The organism is Cellulomonas shaoxiangyii, from assembly GCF_004798685.1.
Taxonomy (GTDB): Bacteria; Actinomycetota; Actinomycetes; order Actinomycetales; family Cellulomonadaceae; genus Cellulomonas; species Cellulomonas shaoxiangyii.
In genome coordinates this window covers 1,619,354-1,635,055 of sequence record NZ_CP039291.1, presented here as the reverse complement: position 1 = coordinate 1,635,055, position 15,702 = coordinate 1,619,354, and the positions used below count along the sequence as shown (strand labels likewise).

Genomic DNA, 15,702 nt, shown 5'->3' with positions numbered 1-15,702 from the left:
CCCGCGAGGATGGGACGGACCGCCCGGCGACCGCGCCGGGCCGACCGGAGGTCACCGTGGCCGCGTCCCTCACCCGCCCCGTCGCACCCGAGCCGTACGCCCTGCTGCCCGCCGTCCCGGCCTTCGCCGTGACGAGCGCGGACTGGGTGCACGGCGAGCGGGTCCCCGACGTCCACACGAACACCGAGGTCGGCGCGAACGTCTCCCCGCAGCTGTCGTGGTCGGGCTTCCCGGCGGGCACGCGCGGGTTCGCGGTCAACGTCTTCGACCCCGACGCACCCGGCGTCGCGGGCTGGTGGCACTGGACCGTGCTGGGCGTCCCGGCGGACGTGACGGAGCTCGCGCGGGGCGTCGGCGCCGAGGACGGCGCCGGCCTGCCCCCCGGCGCGTTCCAGCTGCGCGGTGACGACGGCGTGGCGGCGTACCGCGGCAGCGCGCCGCCGCCCGGCGACCAGGTGCACCGCTACTACGTCGCCGTGCACGCGCTCGACACCGACGACCTCGGCCTGACGCCGCAGACCCTGCCGGGCGCCGCCAGCGCCGCCCTGGTGTTCCACACGCTCGCGCGCGGCCTCCTCATGGCGACCTACCAGCGCTGACGCGGGCGCGCGGAGCTGTCACCGGCGGCGGCTACCCTGCCTCGCATGACGACCGCCACGCTCGGCTCGCTCACGTGGGAGCGCGCCGTCGACCGCCCCGACCTGCTCGCCGACAGCACCGCGGCCGCGATCCGCGCGTGGGCGGCGGACGACCCGCAGGTCGCCGGCGCGGTGCTCGTCGCGGAGATCGACCCCGAGCTCGCGGACACCGCGGCCATGACCGAGGCGTACGGCGTGCCGCTGTCGGCGTCGGTCAACTGCGTGCTCGTCGGCGGGCGTCGCGCGGGTGCGGAGAAGGTCGCCGCCGCGCTGGTCCGGGCCACAACCCGCGCCGACGTGAACAACGCCGTCAAGCGCCTGCTCGACGTGCGCAAGGCGTCGTTCCTGCCGATGGACCGTGCGACCGCCGAGTCCGGCATGGAGTACGGCGGCATCACCCCGCTCGGGCTGCCCGCCGGCTACCGCGTGCTCGCCGACGCCGCCGTCGCGGCCGACGACGCGGGCTCCGGCGGCACGGTGGTCATCGGCAGCGGCCTGCGCCGCTCGAAGCTCTCCCTGCCGGGCGCCCTGCTGGTGCGTGCCCCCGGGGTCGAGGTCGTCGACGGGCTCGCGCTCGCCTGACCCGCGCCGCTCACGCGCCCCGCGCCCGTCTCCCGGTCAGGGGAGCGTGCACACCACGCCGACGCACTGCGGCTGGTTGCCGTTGCCGCGCGCGGTGTTCCCACCGGCGTCGGTGACACCCGGCGCGTGGATCCCCCAGCCGGAGTTGCCGCGGGCCTCGTTGCCGCCGAGCGTCACCGCGGGGACGCCCCGGTCGATCCGGCCCGTCCGTACCCTCTCGCCCCGTGTCCCCCCGGGCGAGACGACCGCCGTCCCGGTCAGACCCGCGTCGCCCAGAACGCGACGGCCGCGGCCGCCGCGACGTTGAGCGAGTCCACGCCGCCCGCCATCGGGATGCGCACCACGCGGTCGGACGCCGCGACGGTCCGCGGCTTGAGCCCGTCGCCCTCGGCGCCGAGGACGAGCGCGAGGCGCTCGGGCGGGTCCGCGGCGAGCTCGTCGAGCGTGATCGCGTCGTCGGCCAGGGCGAGCGACGCGACCACGAACCCGGCGTCGTGCAGCGCGGCGACGCCGTCGGGCCACGGGTCGACGCGCGTCCACGGCACCTGGAACACCGTGCCCATCGAGACGCGGACCGACCGCCGGTAGAGCGGGTCGGCGCAGCGCGGGGTGACGAGCACGGCGTCGACGCCGAGCGCGGCGGCGGACCGGAACGCGGCCCCGACGTTGGTGTGGTCGACGAGGTCCTCGAGCACGGCGACGCGCCGCGCACCCGCACCGTCGCGGGCGCCGGCGAGGACGTCGGCGACCGTGGGCAGCTCCGGGCGGTGCATGGCCGCGAGCGCGCCGCGGTGCACGTGGAAGCCGGTGATCGCCTCGAGCACGGGCTCGTCGGCGACGTAGACGGGCACGTCCTCCCCCGGGACCCGCGCGAGCATCTCCTCGACGTCGGGCAGCCAGCGGGGGGCGAGCAGCACCGACCGGGGGCGGTGCCCCGCGCGCAGGGCCCGGCCCAGCACGGTGGAGCTCTCCGCGACGTACAGGCCGCGCGTGGGCTCGAGCCGCGTGCGCAGCGCGACGTCGGTCAGGGAGACGTAGTCGGCGAGGCGGGGGTCGTCGCGGTCGGTGACGGGTCGGATGTCGGGTCGTGCCACGGCGTCGATCCTCCCAGGGCCACACCGGTGCGGCGGACCGCGCGCCCTCCGAGGACGGCCGTGACGAGCCCGACGACGGCGACGACGGGCACGAGCACGAACGCCTGGTGGCTGCCGACGCGGTCCGCGAGCGCGCCGAGCGCGAAGGGGGCGACGCCCACGGCCAGCGCTCCCGCGAGGGTGGCGTGCGACTGGGCGCGGTCGCCGCGCCCCGGTGAGGCGGCGAGCAGCAGGGCCACGGCGAGCGGGTACTGCGCGCCGTAGCCGAGGCCGGCGACCACCAGGCCGGTGAGCGCGACGGCCGTGCTCGTCGCGGTCCAGAGCACCGCCCAGCCGCCGACGGAGATGACGAACGAGGCGGCGAGCAGGAGTGCGGGCGGCACGCGCAGCGACAGCGGCCCGACGACGAACCGCATCACCGTCATGCCGGCGACCAGGCCCGCCGTCGTGGCCGTCGCGATGCCGGCACCCGCGTCGGTGCGCTCGAGCACGAGGTCGGTGGCCCAGAACGTCGTCGCGAACTCCAGCGACGTGGCGGCGACGAGGGTGGCGAGGAAGTACGGGGCGGCGCGGGGACGCGGAGCCGGCCGGGTGCCCGCCGGCGGCCCCCCGGGCGCGTCGACCACCCCTGCGCCGGCGTCGCGCGGCGGCGCGCCGAGGTCCAGCGCGCCGGTCCGCGGCAGCCGGAGCACGACGAGCGCCGTCAGCAGCGCCAGCGCCGCGGTCACCGCCACGCCGGGTCGCCACCCCCAGCCGAGCGCCACGCACGCGCCGACCGCCAGCGGGCCGAGCAGGCCGATTCCCGCCCCCACGCCGTTCGCCTCGGTGATGGCCGCCGACGCCGCGCGCCCGTGGTGCTCCGAGAGCGCGACCTGCGCGGTGGCCAGGAGCAGGTTCCCGCCGACCGCCGTCACCAGCACCCCGCCGAGCGTCCACGGCAGCGACGGACCCGTGAGCAGCGCGACCACGCCGACCGCCACGACGAGCACCGCCACGACGAGCGTCGTGCGCCGCCCGAGCCGCCGGGCCGCGCGTGGGATGAGCGGCGCCGCGACGAGCCCACCCGCCGCCATGGCGGTCCCGTGCAGCCCCGCCTGGGCCGCGCTGACGCCGAGCTCGTCGGCGAGCAGCGGGACGCTCGGGTTGAAGCTGTAGAGCAGCCAGCCCCACACCACGAACGGCGCGTACAGGCCGACGGTCGGCCGGTCACGCAGGAGGCGTGCACGGGGTAGCGGGGCGGGCACGCGGACTCCTCGTGGGGTGGGGTCGGGTCCGCCCGCACCCCGCCCGGCACGAGGCGGGCGGACGGGGTGCGAGCGGACGGGGGGACGGCCCGGTGGAACCGTCGTCGTGCCGGGTGCGTCAGCCGACGGTCAGCGTGACCGACTCGTCGACCGCCGCGGCGGGCAGCTCCACGTCGTACCGCGTGCCGTCGACGTCGAGCACGTAGCGGCCGGCGAACCCGCGCAGCTGCAGCGCCCCGTCCGCGTCGGTCGTGACGTCGGTCGGCGCCAGCCACCACTCGCCCTTGACCATGCCGCGGAGCGCCTCGTACGCCGGCTTGGGCGTGCCGTCCGCGCGGACGAGCCCGCCGGGCGCGTTGAGCCACATCCCGTGGTCGGACAGGCCCCAGTACGTGACGGCGTCGACCATGGGGTGCGCGAGCAGGGCACGGTAGTGCTCCTCGAGCTCGCGCGCCTGGCGCTCCTCGCCCTCCGGCGTCGACGGCCACACGTCGACCTGGTAGTCGTTGAGGTCCTCGTACTCGCGCGGCATGAGGTCGCCCGACAGCAGCGTGGTCTCCGTGAAGTGCAGCCGCAGACCGAAGCGCGAGAACCGCTCGAGCACGTCGAGGGTCTTGTCGCGGCCCCACGGGCCCTTGTGCATGTGGCTCTGCAGGCCGAGAGCGTCGATGCGGACCCCCGCCGCCAGCGCCTCCTCCACGAGGTGCTCGTAGTCGGCCGACATGTCGAAGTCGTTGAGCAGCAGCATCGCGCCGGGGTTGACGGCACGCGCCTCGTCGAACGCGAGCTGGATCATGCCGATGCGCCCGACGGTCTTGGCGACCCGCGTCACCGCGTTGTCGTCCTGGGTGAAGACCGGCATGATCACGACCTCGTTGATCGCGTCCCACACGTCGATGAGGCCGGCGAACTCGCCCGCGTCCCGCTGCACGCGTGCCCGCAGCAGGCGCAGCACCTCCTCGTCCGGCAGCGGCTTCAGCCAGTCCGGCTGCACCGTGTGCCACACGAGCGGGTGGCCCTTCACCGTCACGCCGCGGTCGACGTAGTGCTGTGCGGCGGCGCGCAGTGCGGCCGTGCGCGGCCGCCCCTGCGTCGCCTCGAACGTGCCCCAGTAGAACGGCAGGGTCGCCTGGTTGAACACGTCGAGCCAGAGCTCGTCGAGGCGGGCGAGCAGGTCGGCCTCGTGCGGCGCCAGCGGCGTGCCGCCGGGCAGCGACGCGGCCGCGCGCGCCACCTCGTCGAAGCCGATGTTCCCGAACCAGAACGCGTGGCCCTGCTGCTCGGCGCGCACCCGCGCACCGGGGAGCGGACGTCCCGCGGGGTCGGTCAGACGGACCGTGAGGCTGCGGACGCGGTGGGCGAGCTCCGGGTCACCGACGACCGGTGCGTCGGCGCGGGCGGAAGGGGCAGGCGTGGTCGACAACGGGTTCCTCCTCGAATCGTTACGGCACAGCATCGCCGCCGTCGCCGCGGATCGCACACCGCACGCCCGGCGCGTCGCGCTTCGCCGCGCGCGCCCCCCGCGGGCGGCCCGTCAGTCGACCGGCGCCGTGGCCGCGGCGAACTGGCTCGCGTACAGGCGCGCGTACGCGCCCTCGGCGGCGAGCAGCTCGTCGTGCGACCCCTTCTCGACGATGCGGCCGTGCTCCATGACGAGGATGACGTCGGCGTCGCGGATGGTCGACAGCCGGTGGGCGATGACGAAGGACGTGCGCCCGCTGCGCAGCGTGCTCATCGCCTGCTGCACGAGGACCTCGGTCCGCGTGTCGACCGACGACGTGGCCTCGTCGAGGATGAGGATCGCCGGGTCCGCGAGGAACGCGCGCGCGATCGTCAGCAGCTGCTTCTCCCCCGCGGACACCGAGCCGCCCTCGTCGTCGAGCACCGTGTCGTACCCCTCGGGCAGGGTCCGCACGAACCGGTCCACGTGCGTCGCGACCGCGGCCTCGACGACCTGCTCGCTCGTCGCGTGGTCGACGCCGTACGCGATGTTCTCCGCGACCGTCCCGCCGAACAGCCACGTGTCCTGCAGGACCATGCCGATCTGCCCGCGGAGCTCGTCGCGCGTGAGCGTGCGCGTGTCGACGCCGTCGAGCGTGATCCGCCCGGAGCCCACCTCGTAGAAGCGCATGACCAGGTTGACCAGCGTGGTCTTGCCCGCACCGGTCGGTCCCACGATCGCGACCGTCTGCCCCGGCTCGGCGACCACGCTGAGGTCCTCGATGAGCGGGGTGTCCGCCTCGTAGCGGAACGACACGTGCTCGAACGCGACGCGGCCCCGGACGGGACGCGGGAGCCGCGCGGGGGCCACCGGGTCCGGCTCCTGCTCCTCGGCGTCGAGCAGCTCGAAGACCCGCTCGGCCGACGCGACGCCGGACTGCAGGAGGTTCGCCATCGACGCGATCTGCGTGAGCGGCTGGGTGAACTGCCGGCTGTACTGGATGAACGCCTGCACCTCGCCGAGCGTCATCGTCCCCGACGCGACCCGCAGCCCGCCGACGACGGCGATGACGAGGTAGTTGAGGTTCGAGAGGAACCCGAGTGCCGGCTGGATGATCCCCGAGATGAACTGCGCGCGGAAGCTCGACTCGAACAGCTCGTCGTTGCGCTCGGCGAACGTGCGCGCCGCCTGGCGCTGCCGGCCGAAGACCGTGACGAGCGCGTGCCCCGTGAACATCTCCTCGATGTGCGCGTTGAGCTGCCCTGTCGACGCCCACTGCCGCACGAACTGCGGCTGCGACCGCTTCGCGATGGCGCCGGCCACGACGACCGACAGCGGCACGGTCACGAGCGCGACGACGGCGAGCAGCGGGGAGAGCCAGAACATCATGCCGAGCACCCCGACCACCGTCAGGACGGAGGTGACGAGCTGGGACAGCGTCTGCTGCATGGTCTGCGCGACGTTGTCGATGTCGTTCGTCACGCGGCTGAGCAGCTCGCCACGCGGCTGGCGGTCGTAGTAGGACAGCGGCAGGCGCGCGAGCTTCTCCTCCACGTGGGCGCGCATGCGCAGCACCGTGGCCTGCACGGCACGTGCGGTCAGCCGGCCCTGCAGCCAGCCGAGCACGAACGCCGCCACGTACACGACGAGGACGACGAGCAGGATGTCGCCGAGCCGCTCGACGTCGACGCCGCGTCCCGGCACGACGCCCGTCATCCCGGCGACCATGTCGGCGAGCTGGTCCTGACCGGCAGCGCGCAGCGCGTCGACGGCCTCCCGCTGGCTCGCCCCTGCGGGCACGACGTCCGCCAGGCCGCGGGAGACGACGCCCTCGAAGATCACGTTCGTCGCGTCGCCCAGGAGCTTCGGGCCGGCGACGGCCGCCGCGACCGACAGCGCGCCGAGCACGAGGACGGCGACGAGCCGTCCGCGCTCGGGTCGCAGCACCGTGAGCAGGCGGCGCAGCGACCCGCGGAAGTCGAGCGAGCGCTGCACGGGCATGCCCGCTCCCATGCCCATCGGCCCGTGACCACGCGGACCGCCCGGTCGCACCGGCGCGGCGGGTGCTGCGGGCGCGGGACCGCCGGGCGCCGCGGCACCGGTCGCGTTCGCCCCGCCCGGCGTCGGCCGTGCGCCGCTCATGCCGCCTCCTGCGCGCTCAGCTGGGAGTACACGATCTCCTGGTACGTCTCGTTCGCGGCGAGCAGCTCGTCGTGCGTGCCGTCGCCCACGACGCGCCCCTCGTCCAGCACCAGGATGCGGTCGGCGAACCGGATCGTGGCGACGCGCTGCGCCACCACGAGCACGGTCGCGTCGCGCGTCTCGGGCACCAGGGCCGCGCGCAACGCCGCGTCGGTCGCGTAGTCCAGCGCGGAGAACGAGTCGTCGAAGAGGTAGACGGACGGGCGGCGCACGAGCGCCCGCGCGATCGCGAGGCGTTGCCGCTGGCCACCGGACAGGTTGGTGCCGCCCTGTGCGACGGGCGCGTCGAGACCGTCCGGCAGCGCCTCGACGAAGTCACGTGCCTGCGCGACGGTCAGCGCGTGCCACAGCTCGTCCTCGGTGGCCTCCGGGCGACCGAACTGCAGGTTGGACCGCACGGTGCCGGAGAAGAGGTACGGGCGCTGCGGCACGAGGCCGATGCGCGACCACAGCGCCTCGGGGTCGGCGTCGCGCACGTCCACCCCGTCGACGAGCACCTGCCCGCCCGTGACGTCGTAGAGGCGCGGGACGAGGCCGAGCAGGGTGGTCTTGCCCGCGCCGGTGGAGCCGATGATCGCCGTCGTGCGCCCCGGCTCGGCGACGAACGACACGTCGTGCAGCACCGGGTGCTCGGCGCCCGGGTAGCGGAACTCCACACCGCGCAGCTCGAGGACCCCGGTGCGGTCCGGCCCCTCCCCGGCGGACCCGTCCGCCGCGGCGCGCGCCCGGACGGCGTCGAAGCGCACGGGCACCGCGGGCGGCACGACGCTGGACGACGTCGCCAGGACCTCGGTGATGCGCTCGGCCGACACCATCGCGCGGGGCACCATCACGACCATCATCGACGCCATCATCACGGCCATCAGGACGAACATGATGTAGCTGAGGAACGCGATGAGGGAGCCGATCTCCATCGCCCCCGCCTCGACCCGCCGCGCCCCGAACCACACGACGGCGACGCTCGAGGCGTTCATGACGAGCATGACCGCGGGGAACAGCAGCGCCATGAGCAGGCCGGTGCGCAGCGACGCCTCGTACAGGCTCTGGTTGGCGACCTCGAAGCGCGCGCGCTCCTGCCGCTCCCGGACGAACGCCCGCACGACGCGCACGCCGGTGAGCTGCTCGCGCATGACGCGGTTGATCGCGTCGATGCGCTTCTGCATGCGCCGGAACCACGGCACCATGCGGGTCACGACGAGCGCGATGATGCCGGCGAGGACGGGCACGACGACGAGCAGCAGGCCCGAGAGGCCGACGTCCTCCCGCAGCGACATGACGACGCCGCCGACGAGCATGAGCGGCGCCATGACGAGGAACACGAACGTCATGAGCACGAGCATCTGCACCTGCTGGACGTCGTTCGTCGTCCGCGTGATGAGGGTCGGCGCCCCGAACCGGCCCATCTCCTGCTGCGAGAAGGACTGCACGCGGTCGAACAGGCGGGCACGCACGTCCCGCCCGAACGCCATCGCCGTCCGCGCGCCGAACCACACCGCACCGACGGCCGCGACGACCTGCACCAGGCTCACCGCGAGCATCACGCCGCCGATCCGCCAGATCGTGCCGGTGTCCCCCCGCGCGACGCCGTCGTCGATGATGTCCGCGTTGAGGCTGGGCAGCCACAGCGTCGCGAGGGTCTGCACGAGCTGGAGCACGAGCACGGCGAGCACGGCGGCCCGGTACGGGCTCAGCTGCTCGCGCAGCAGTGGCATGAGCACGGGTCTACCTCCTCGACGGCCGGTCACACGCTCCCACGCGTCCCCCGGGGAGCCAACCCCGTGCCCCCCGCCGTCCGCTCAGGGCGGACGGCAGGGCGGGGCGGGGCGGGGCGCCGGTGCGACGGTCCCCGGCTGTCAGGCGCCGGCCGTGGGCGGCTCGGGCTGCGGCCGCGCGGAGGGCACGTCCGGCGACGGCGTCGCGGTCCGGCCCGGCGCGTCGACGCCCGGTCGCTGGCCGTGCTCGGCGGTGCGGTCGAAGGGCACCCCCGTCAGCGTGCCCGCGCTCGTCGCGTCGGCCGTCGCGGCGGCCGACTCGCGGCGCGCCTCGGCGAGCGCCTCGCTCGGGTCCGTGAGCGAGGTCGGCGGCAGGTCGTCCGCGGCGAGCGGCGAGCTCCCGGCGGGTCGCGTCTCGTACCCGCCACCGTCACCCTCGCCCCCGCCGGTGAAGCCCTTGGAGAGCCACCCCAGCGCCCCGCTGAGCTCGGCGGGCAGGAACCACATCTTGTTCGACGGGCTCGAGGCGATCTTCGGCAGGGTCTGCAGGTACTGGTACGCGAGCAGCTTGGGGTCGGCGTCGCCGCGGTGCACCGCGTCGAAGACCTGCAGGATCGCGCGCGCCTCGCCCTCGGCCCGCAGGATGGCGGACTGCGCGTCACCCTCGGCGCGCAGGATCGCCGACTGCTTCTCGCCCTCGGCCGTGAGGATCTGGGACTGCTTGACGCCCTCGGCGGTGAGGATGGCGGCACGACGGTCCCGCTCGGCGCGCATCTGCTGCTCCATCGAGCCCTGCACGGACGCGGGCGGGTCGATCGCCTTGAGCTCGACGCGGTTGACGCGGATGCCCCACTTGCCGGTCGCCTCGTCGAGCACGCCGCGCAGCTGCCCGTTGATCTGGTCGCGGCTGGTGAGCGTCTGCTCGAGGTCCATGGACCCGATGACGTTGCGCAGCGTCGTCACGGTCAGCTGCTCGATGCCGGTGATGTAGTTCGCGATCTCGTAGACCGCGTCCTTCGGGCTCGTCACCTGGAAGTAGATGACCGTGTCGATGCTGACCACGAGGTTGTCCGAGGTGATGACCGGCTGCGGCGGGAAGGACACGACCTGCTCGCGCAGGTCGACGCTCGCCCGCACGCGGTCGACGAACGGGATGAGCAGGTGCAGACCGGCGTCGAGCGTCCGGTTGTAGCGGCCGAGGCGCTCGACGATGACGGCGACGGCCTGCGGCACGATCCGCACCGCGCGCACGAGGGCGACGACGACGAACAGCAGGACGAGGCCGAGGACGACGATCAGGGCGATCTGTCCCGGGTTGTCGGACATGGAGCCTCCGCGGTTCGTGCCGCCGTCCACGGCGGCGAGGACGGCCCGGCGGCACCGGACCGGGTGGTTCAGGCGGACGCGGCGCCGGTGGCAGGCGGAGCGTCGGGGCGGGGTGCGGGCGCGGCCGCGGCGACCACCGCGGTGGCGCCCTCGATGCGGGCGACCACGACCGCCGTGCCCGGTGGCAGCACCGAGCCGTCGGCGGTCCGCGCGCTCCAGACCTCGCCGGCGAGCTTGACGCGCCCCGTCATGCCGTCGACGTCGGCGACGACGACCGCCGGGCGCCCGAGGAGCGCCGCGGTGTTCGTCTCCGGCAGGTCCACGCGCGAGCGCAGGTGGCGCAGCAGCCACGGACGCAGCAGCAGCAGCAGGGCGACGGCCGCCACGGCGGCCACGACGAACTGCACGACGAGCGGCGCGCCGAGCGCGTACGCCACCCCGCCGGCGAGAGCCCCGCCGGCGAACATGATGAGGACCAGGTCGAGCGAGACCATCTCGAGCACGCCGAGCAGGAGTGCCCCGCCGACCCACCACAGCCAGCCCATCACGCCACCTCCGCAGGTCGTCCCGCCGTCGGGTCCGTGACGATCCTATTCCACGGCTTTGCCATCCCGTGGCGGACCCCGCTGCGCACCGCCCGACCCGTCGGACTCCTCCGACCGCGGGCGTGCGTCAGTGCCTGGACGCCGCTCCGGCCGAGGCGTGCGCCGTCCACCGGCCGTCCCCGTGCTCCAGGCGCAGCGGCACGTCGAACGCCCCGGAGAGGTTCTCCGCGGTCAGCACCTCGCCGATCGGCCCCGCGGCGAACACCTTGCCGCCGCGCAGGAGCAGCAGGTGGGTGAAGCCCGGCGGGATCTCCTCGACGTGGTGCGTCACGAGCACGAGTGCCGGCGACCGCGGGTCGCGCGCGAGCTCGGCCAGCGCACCGACGAGCTCCTCCCGGCCGCCGAGGTCCAGGCCCGCGGCCGGCTCGTCGAGGAGCAGCAGCTCCGGGTCGCTCATGAGCGACCGCGCGATCTGCACGCGCTTGCGCTCGCCCTCGGACAGGGTCCCGAAGTAGCGCTGGGCGAGGTGCGCGACGCCGAACGCCGCGAGCAGGTCGTTGGCGCGTGTCTCGTCGAGCTCCTCGTAGGACTCGCGCCAGCGGCCCGTCACGCCGTAGGCGGCGGTCAGCACGACGTCCTTGACGGTCTCGCCGGAGGGGATCCGGTCCGCCAGGGCCGCGCTGGACAGCCCGATCCGGGGCCGCAGCTCGAACACGTCCGTCGCACCGAGGCGCGAGCCCAGCAGCGTCGCGGTGCCCCGCGTCGGGTGCATGCGCCCCGAGGCCACCTGGAGCAGCGTCGTCTTGCCGGCGCCGTTGCGCCCCAGAACCACCCAGCGCTCGTCCTCGCGGACCTGCCACGACAGGTCCTCGAGGATCGTCGTCGTCCCCCGGCGGATCGTCACGGCCTGCAGGTCGAGCACGCTGGTCATTCCACAGACCCTAACGTCCGCGCGCGTCCGCCCGGAGCCTCCCGGGCGGACGCGCCGGACCAGGTCGACGACGTCACAGCTCGACCGAGTACATGGTCGAGCTGTGGACGACCTCGTAGCCGAGGCGCGCGTAGAGCCCGTGCGCACCGGAGGGGTTCGCCGTGTCCACGCCGAGCTCGGCGTAGTCGACGCCGTCGGCGGCGTAGGCGCGCATCACCGTCGCGAGCAGGGCCACCGCGACGCCCCGGCCGCGCCACGCGCGCCGAACCCCGAGCAGCTCCGTGTACCCCGAGCTGTACCCGGCGACCTCCCAGTCGTGCTCGTAGCGCCCCGACGTCGCGTAGCCCGCGACCTCGCCGTCGTCCGTGACGGCGACGAAGCTCCACGTCGGCGCGAACATCGCACGGTGCCCCTGCCACTGCTCGGGCGTGCGGGGCTCGCTGCCCCAGTGGTCCGCGAACGACTCGTTGTGGGCCAGCCGCACCGCGTCGTCGAGCTCGTCCGACCACGGGACCACCCGGATGCCCTCGACGAGCGGGACCTCGGGCAGCGGATCGCGCAGCGAGCGCCGCATCTCGGTGTAGTAGCGGATCGGCGTGAACCCCGCCGCGCGGTACACGCGCGCGCTCGCCGGTGCGGTGTCCTCCAGGTACGCCGCGATCCGGCCCGGCACGTCCTTGCCCGATGCCGCCAGCACCTGGCGCGCGCGGCCCTGCAGCCAGGCCACCACCGCGCGCCCGATGCCCCGGCCGCGCCAGAGCGGGTGCACCCCGCCGGAGACGAACGCGCGCACGACCCGCGTGTCGCCGGGCGCGCTGTCGACCTGCGCCCAGGCGCGCATGGTGCCCTGGGCGTCGAGCCCGACGAGCGTGTCGCGCGTCAGGTCGCGCCAGTCCGCCGCGAGCTCCTCCTGGATCTCCTCCGTGGACGTCCGGAACGGCTGGCCGTCGGCCTCCTCGACCACCTGGACGAGCTCGGTCAGGGCGCTCGCGTCCTCGACCGCCAGCGGGCGCCACGTCAGGCCGAGGTCGGCCGGCGGCGGGTCGAGCACCGCCGGGGCGGCGGCGCGCTCGGCGATGGGTGCGAGGTCAGGATGCTCAGCGGCCGTGCCGGTCCGCGCCTCGACGTGTGAGTCGGTGTCGGCGGCGGGTGCGGCCACGTCGGTCGTGTCGTTCATGGGGTCAGCCTCGCGTGCGGGGTGCGAGCCGGCCAGCGGTTAGCGCTGACCCGACCGGCGCGGCGCCGTCAGGCGTCGATGCGCGAGCGATCCAGCGCGTGCGCACCGGCGACGATGAAGTCCTTGCGGGGAGCGACGTCCGAGCCCATGAGCAGCTCGAAGATCTCCTCGGCCCGCTGCGCCGCCGCGACCGTCACGCGCCGCAGCGTCCGGTACCGCGGGTCCATCGTCGTCTCCGCGAGCTGGTCGGCGTCCATCTCTCCCAGGCCCTTGTAGCGCTGGATGTCGTCCTTGTACCGGCGGCCCGAGCGGTCGAGCTTCTTGAGCGTCGCCGCGAGCTCCGCCTCCGAGTAGGTGTAGACGTACTCGTTCTTGCGTGAGCCGGCGCCGATCACCTCGACGCGGTGCAGGGGCGGGACCGCCGCGTACACCCGGCCGTCCTCCACGAGCGGGCGCATGTACCGGAAGAACAGCGTGAGCAGCAGCGTGCGGATGTGCGCGCCGTCGACGTCCGCGTCGGTCATCAGCACGACCTTGCCGTAGCGGGCGGCCTCGAGGTCGAACGTGCGGCCCGAACCCGCGCCGATGACCTGGATGATCGACGCGCACTCGGCGTTCTTGAGCATGTCGCCCACGGACGCCTTCTGGACGTTGAGGATCTTGCCGCGGATGGGCAGCAGCGCCTGGTAGTCCGAGCTGCGCGCGAGCTTGGCCGTGCCGAGGGCGCTGTCACCCTCGACGATGAACAGCTCGCTGCGCTCGACGTCGTCGATGCGGCAGTCGGCCAGCTTCGCCGGCAGCGACGACGACTCCAGCGCCGTCTTGCGCCGGGAGATCTCCTTCTGCTTGCGGGCGGAGATGCGCGCCCGCATCTCGCCGACGACCTTGTCGAGCAGTGCGCCGGAGTGCGCCTTGTGCTCGCGCTTCGCCGACGTCAGCAGCGCCGTGAGCTCCTGCTCCACGACGCGGGCGACGATGCCGCGCACGGGTCCGGTGCCGAGGACCTCCTTGGTCTGACCCTCGAACTGCGGCTCGGCCAGGCGCACGGTCACCACGGCCGTGAGGCCCGCGAGCACGTCCTCCTTCTCGATCCGCTCGGACGAGTCCTTGGACGACACCTTGAGCCGGCGCGCGTTCGCCGTCACCTGCGCACGCAGCGTCTTGAGCAGCGCCGCCTCGAACCCCGCGAGGTGCGTGCCGCCCTTGGGGGTCGCGATGATGTTGACGAAGCTGCGGACCTCGGTCGCGTAGCCGGTCCCCCAGCGCACGGCGACGTCCACCTCGCACGTGCGGGAGACCTCCTGCGGGGACATGTGCCCGCGCTCGTCGAGCACCGGCACCGTCTCGGTGAACGTGCCCTCGCCGGTCAGGTGCCACACGTCGGTCACCGCGGCGTCGGGGGCCAGGTGGTCCACGAAGTCGACGACCCCGCCCTCGTGCAGGAACGTCTCCTCGTGCGGGCCGTCCGCGCCGGGGGTGCCGGGGATGCCGCGCTCGTCACGCACGGTGAGGGCGAGCCCGGGCACGAGGAAACTCGTCTGCCGGGCCCGCGTCACCAGCTCGTCGTAGGAGAAGACGGCCGAGGACGGGAAGATCTGCCGGTCCGCCCAGTAGCGCACGCGCGTCCCGGTGCGGGCCTTGGCCACCTTGCCCACGACCGCCAGCTCGGACCCCGAGACGAACGGCTCGAACGGGGACTCCGGACCGATGCCGGCGCTGTCGTCGAAGACGCCGGGCTCGCCGCGGTGGAAGCTCATGCGGTGCGTCCGGCCGTGCCGGTCCACCTCGACGTCGAGCCGCGCGGAGAGGGCGTTGACCACCGATGCGCCGACGCCGTGCAGACCGCCCGAGGCGGCGTACGAGCCGCCGCCGAACTTGCCGCCGGCGTGCAGCTTGGTGAAGACGACCTCCACACCCGTCAGGCCGGTCTTCGGTTCGAGGTCGACGGGGACGCCGCGCCCGTTGTCGCGCACCTCCACCGACTGGTCGGCGTGCAGGACGATCTCGATCCGGTCGCCGTGGCCGCCGAGCGCCTCGTCGACCGAGTTGTCGATGATCTCCCAGAGGCAGTGCATGAGCCCGCGGCTGTCGGTCGTGCCGATGTACATGCCCGGGCGCTTGCGGACGGCCTCGAGGCCCTCGAGCACCGACAGGTGCCGCGCGGTGTACCCGGGGGTCGAGGAGGTCGTGGTCACGCCGCGATGGTAGCCGCGGCCGCCGACAGCGCCCCGCCGCCATGCCGCCCGGTGCACCGCCGGCCCGGCTCGGACGTGGCGCACGTCACGAACGTGTGACATCGCGTCACGATCTTGTACGCGAAGAGCGAACCTCGCCCGCTGGGCGACATGGATCCGGGGTGCGGATGGTTGTATGGAAACGTGACTGGGACGACGATCGACAACACCGCTCCGCTGACGGCTGCCGACCGCTGCGACCGCTGCGGCGCGCAGGCGTACGTCCGCGTCGTGCTCCCGGTCGGCGAGCTGCTGTTCTGCGCGCACCACGCGCGTGAGCACGCACCCAAGTTCGCCACCGTCGCGACGCATGTGCAGGACGAGACCGACCGCCTCCACGCCGAGCACGGCTCGGGGGCGCGGGCGCTGTCCTGAGCCAGGCGCCACGGCGCACCACCGACCCCACGAGGGCCCGGACCGGACGGTCCGGGCCCTCGTGCTGTCCGGCGCGATGCTGTCCGTGGCGGTGCTGTCCGGCGCGGTGCTGTGCGTGGCGGCGCCCGCGGCGCCGCAGCACGGCCGCCCCACGCGGGCCGCCGGGACGACGACGGCCCCGTCACCGCAGTGACGGGGCCG

At 74.3% G+C, this 15,702-nt stretch carries 15 protein-coding genes; 4 read left to right on the top strand and 11 right to left on the bottom strand.

Annotated features, from left to right (window positions below; translation table 11 throughout):
• Positions 1–56 precede the first annotated feature (56 nt).
• The gene (locus E5225_RS07535; RefSeq protein WP_135973703.1) at positions 57–599 is read left to right on the top strand and encodes a YbhB/YbcL family Raf kinase inhibitor-like protein; all 543 of its coding nucleotides are present in this window, start codon (positions 57–59) and stop codon (positions 597–599) included.
• A 45-nt stretch (positions 600–644) separates the two neighbouring features.
• Positions 645–1,220 carry a YbaK/EbsC family protein gene (locus tag E5225_RS07530; RefSeq protein WP_135973702.1) on the top strand — a complete coding sequence of 192 codons (576 nt, stop codon included), beginning with the start codon at positions 645–647 and terminating at the stop codon, positions 1,218–1,220.
• A 36-nt stretch (positions 1,221–1,256) separates the two neighbouring features.
• Here the strand turns inward: E5225_RS07530 and E5225_RS17500 are convergent, their stop codons facing one another.
• The 11 genes from E5225_RS17500 to E5225_RS07480 form a co-directional block, all read right to left on the bottom strand.
• Entirely contained in the window at positions 1,257–1,397 is a 141-nt protein-coding gene (locus tag E5225_RS17500) for a hypothetical protein (protein ID WP_166435968.1), read from the bottom strand.
• 80 nt (positions 1,398–1,477) lie between these two features.
• Positions 1,478–2,314, bottom strand: coding sequence for a TrmH family RNA methyltransferase (locus E5225_RS07525; RefSeq protein ID WP_135973701.1), 837 nt, complete (start codon positions 2,312–2,314; stop codon positions 1,478–1,480).
• Positions 2,245–3,558, bottom strand: a complete 1,314-nt coding sequence (locus E5225_RS07520; protein ID WP_135973700.1) for an MFS transporter — start codon at positions 3,556–3,558, stop codon at positions 2,245–2,247. Before E5225_RS07520 ends, E5225_RS07525 begins: the two co-directional genes overlap by 70 nt.
• Positions 3,559–3,676: 118 nt before the next feature.
• On the bottom strand, positions 3,677–4,981 hold the full coding sequence (locus E5225_RS07515; protein ID WP_243738249.1) for an endo-1,4-beta-xylanase: 1,305 nt from the start codon (positions 4,979–4,981) through the stop codon (positions 3,677–3,679).
• 111 nt (positions 4,982–5,092) lie between these two features.
• Positions 5,093–7,141 (bottom strand): ABC transporter ATP-binding protein, encoded by a 2,049-nt coding sequence (locus E5225_RS07510; RefSeq protein ID WP_135973698.1) that lies wholly within the window; start codon positions 7,139–7,141, stop codon positions 5,093–5,095.
• Positions 7,138–8,919: an ABC transporter ATP-binding protein gene (locus E5225_RS07505; RefSeq protein ID WP_135973697.1), complete on the bottom strand. Its 1,782-nt coding sequence runs from the start codon at positions 8,917–8,919 to the stop codon at positions 7,138–7,140. Before E5225_RS07505 ends, E5225_RS07510 begins: the two co-directional genes overlap by 4 nt.
• Positions 8,920–9,054: 135 nt before the next feature.
• The gene (locus E5225_RS07500) at positions 9,055–10,239 is read right to left on the bottom strand and encodes an SPFH domain-containing protein (protein WP_135973696.1); all 1,185 of its coding nucleotides are present in this window, start codon (positions 10,237–10,239) and stop codon (positions 9,055–9,057) included.
• Positions 10,240–10,307: 68 nt separating this feature from the next.
• Positions 10,308–10,784 (bottom strand): NfeD family protein, encoded by a 477-nt coding sequence (locus E5225_RS07495; RefSeq protein ID WP_135973695.1) that lies wholly within the window; start codon positions 10,782–10,784, stop codon positions 10,308–10,310.
• Between the two features lie 127 nt (positions 10,785–10,911).
• Entirely contained in the window at positions 10,912–11,715 is an 804-nt protein-coding gene (locus tag E5225_RS07490; RefSeq protein WP_135973694.1) for an ABC transporter ATP-binding protein, read from the bottom strand.
• Between the two features lie 73 nt (positions 11,716–11,788).
• On the bottom strand, positions 11,789–12,892 hold the full coding sequence (locus E5225_RS07485; protein ID WP_135973693.1) for a GNAT family N-acetyltransferase: 1,104 nt from the start codon (positions 12,890–12,892) through the stop codon (positions 11,789–11,791).
• A gap of 68 nt (positions 12,893–12,960) precedes the next feature.
• Positions 12,961–15,087: a DNA gyrase/topoisomerase IV subunit B gene (locus E5225_RS07480; RefSeq protein WP_135973692.1), complete on the bottom strand. Its 2,127-nt coding sequence runs from the start codon at positions 15,085–15,087 to the stop codon at positions 12,961–12,963.
• A 150-nt stretch (positions 15,088–15,237) separates the two neighbouring features.
• Between E5225_RS07480 and E5225_RS07475 the strand changes: the two genes are divergently transcribed.
• Together E5225_RS07475 and E5225_RS18120 are read left to right on the top strand one after the other, a co-directional pair.
• Positions 15,238–15,501 carry a DUF7455 domain-containing protein gene (locus tag E5225_RS07475; protein ID WP_135973691.1) on the top strand — a complete coding sequence of 88 codons (264 nt, stop codon included), beginning with the start codon at positions 15,238–15,240 and terminating at the stop codon, positions 15,499–15,501.
• Positions 15,502–15,562: 61 nt separating this feature from the next.
• On the top strand, positions 15,563–15,694 hold the full coding sequence (locus E5225_RS18120) for a hypothetical protein (protein ID WP_279536548.1): 132 nt from the start codon (positions 15,563–15,565) through the stop codon (positions 15,692–15,694).
• The last annotated feature ends 8 nt before the right edge of the window (positions 15,695–15,702 follow it).

Bases quoted from the DNA above. Each gene is read 5' to 3' on its own strand.
- E5225_RS07530 (WP_135973702.1), top strand. From the start codon at position 645: ATGACGACCGCCACGCTCGGCTCGCTCACGTGGGAGCGCGCCGTCGAC.
- E5225_RS07510 (WP_135973698.1), bottom strand. From the start codon at position 7,141: ATGAGCGGCGCACGGCCGACGCCGGGCGGGGCGAACGCGACCGGTGCC.
- E5225_RS07500 (WP_135973696.1), bottom strand. From the start codon at position 10,239: ATGTCCGACAACCCGGGACAGATCGCCCTGATCGTCGTCCTCGGCCTC.
- E5225_RS07495 (WP_135973695.1), bottom strand. From the start codon at position 10,784: ATGGGCTGGCTGTGGTGGGTCGGCGGGGCACTCCTGCTCGGCGTGCTC.
- E5225_RS07490 (WP_135973694.1), bottom strand. From the start codon at position 11,715: ATGACCAGCGTGCTCGACCTGCAGGCCGTGACGATCCGCCGGGGGACG.
- E5225_RS07485 (WP_135973693.1), bottom strand. From the start codon at position 12,892: ATGAACGACACGACCGACGTGGCCGCACCCGCCGCCGACACCGACTCA.
- E5225_RS07475 (WP_135973691.1), top strand. From the start codon at position 15,238: ATGGATCCGGGGTGCGGATGGTTGTATGGAAACGTGACTGGGACGACG.